The organism is Mesorhizobium sp. M7D.F.Ca.US.004.01.2.1, from assembly GCF_003997785.1.
In the GTDB taxonomy this organism is placed as follows: Bacteria; Pseudomonadota; Alphaproteobacteria; order Rhizobiales; family Rhizobiaceae; genus Mesorhizobium; species Mesorhizobium loti.
Genome location: NZ_RZRQ01000654.1, coordinates 1 through 1,337, shown reverse-complemented (window position 1 = coordinate 1,337; position 1,337 = coordinate 1). Strand labels below are relative to the sequence as shown.

At 64.8% G+C, this 1,337-nt stretch carries 2 protein-coding genes; both read left to right on the top strand.

Features of this window, described 5'->3' with window-relative positions:
* Positions 1–651, top strand: a 651-nt coding sequence (locus EN993_RS35900) for an aminotransferase class III-fold pyridoxal phosphate-dependent enzyme (RefSeq protein WP_127266250.1), incomplete at its 5' end; no start/stop codon positions are given.
* Positions 648–1,337: 3-oxoacyl-ACP synthase (locus EN993_RS35895; protein WP_127266249.1), on the top strand; the 690-nt coding region annotated here is incomplete at its 3' end. The genes EN993_RS35900 and EN993_RS35895, both read left to right, overlap by 4 nt.

Below are 1,337 nucleotides of genomic sequence, written 5' to 3'. Positions count from 1 at the left end.
ATGCTGATGTATCCGGCTTCGGTTCTGACGGAATTGAAGAAGATTGCCGAAGCCTCCGGCACGCTGCTGATCGCCGACGAGGTGATGACCGGCTGGGGGCGCACCGGAACCATGTTCGCCTGCGAGCAGGCGTCCATTTCTCCGGATATCCTGTGTACCTCGAAGGGCTTGACCGGTGGCGCCATCCCGCTGGCCGCTACGCTCGCCACCGACGCCATCTTCGAAGCTCACTATTCGACGGACCGGAAGAAAACCTTCTTTCATTCGAGCTCCTACACCGCCAACCCGATCGCCTGCGCGGCCGCACTCGCCAATGTCGAGATCTGGCGCGACGAGCCGGTGGCCGAGCGGATCGCGGCCTTGAGCGCGATGCAGGCCGCCGGGCTTCGGCGCTTTCGCGACAATGCCAACTTCACCGACTGCCGGGCAACCGGCACGATCTTGGCTCTCGACCTGCGCGCCGGCTCGGCCGGCTATCTGGCCGAGATCGGCCCGAAGCTGCGCGCGTTCTTCCTCGACCAGGGGCTGCTTGTGCGTCCGCTCGGCAACGTCCTCTACCTTCTCCCACCCTATTGCATCACTGGCGGCGAGTTGGACGGGCTCCATGACGCCATCGAGGAGGCCGGCGAGCGCTTCGGTTCGAGGCCATGAGCAGGTCGTCGCGCATTCTCGGATTTGGCCATCACGCGCCTGGGCGCAAGGTGGCGAATGCCGAGATCGAGAATAATCTCGGTCTCGAACCTGGCTGGATTGAAAGGCGTACCGGAATTCGTTCGCGCTTCTGGGCAACGGACGAAGACACGCTGTCTGGTCTTGCCACGCAGGCTGGCGACATGGCGCTGGCGAACGCCGGTATTGACCGCAGCGACATCGGGCTGCTGTTGCTTGCCACCTCCACGCCCGACCACCTTCTGCCACCCAGTGCACCCCTGGTCGCGCACAAACTCGGCCTCGGTCGCGCAGGCGCGGTCGATCTGACCGGCGCCTGCGCCGGCTTCATCTATGCGCTGATGTTCGCGGACGGCTTCACCCGCCTGCATGGCAAGGCGGCCCTTGTGATTGCCGCCAACATCCTCAGCCGCCGCATCAACCCGGCCGAGCGCGCCAGCGCCGTGCTGTTTGCCGATGCCGCCGGCGCCGTGGTGATTGGTCCCTGCGATGACGCCGATCGGGGCATTCTCGGTTCCTCGGTGGATTCCGACGGCTCACGCTACGAGCTGATCCAGATACCCGCGGGAGGAAGCAACAAGCCGTTCCATGGCGACCTCGACCTCGGGGAAACCCGGATGACGATCACCGACGGCCGTGAAGTGTTCGGCAAGGCCGTCGAGATGATG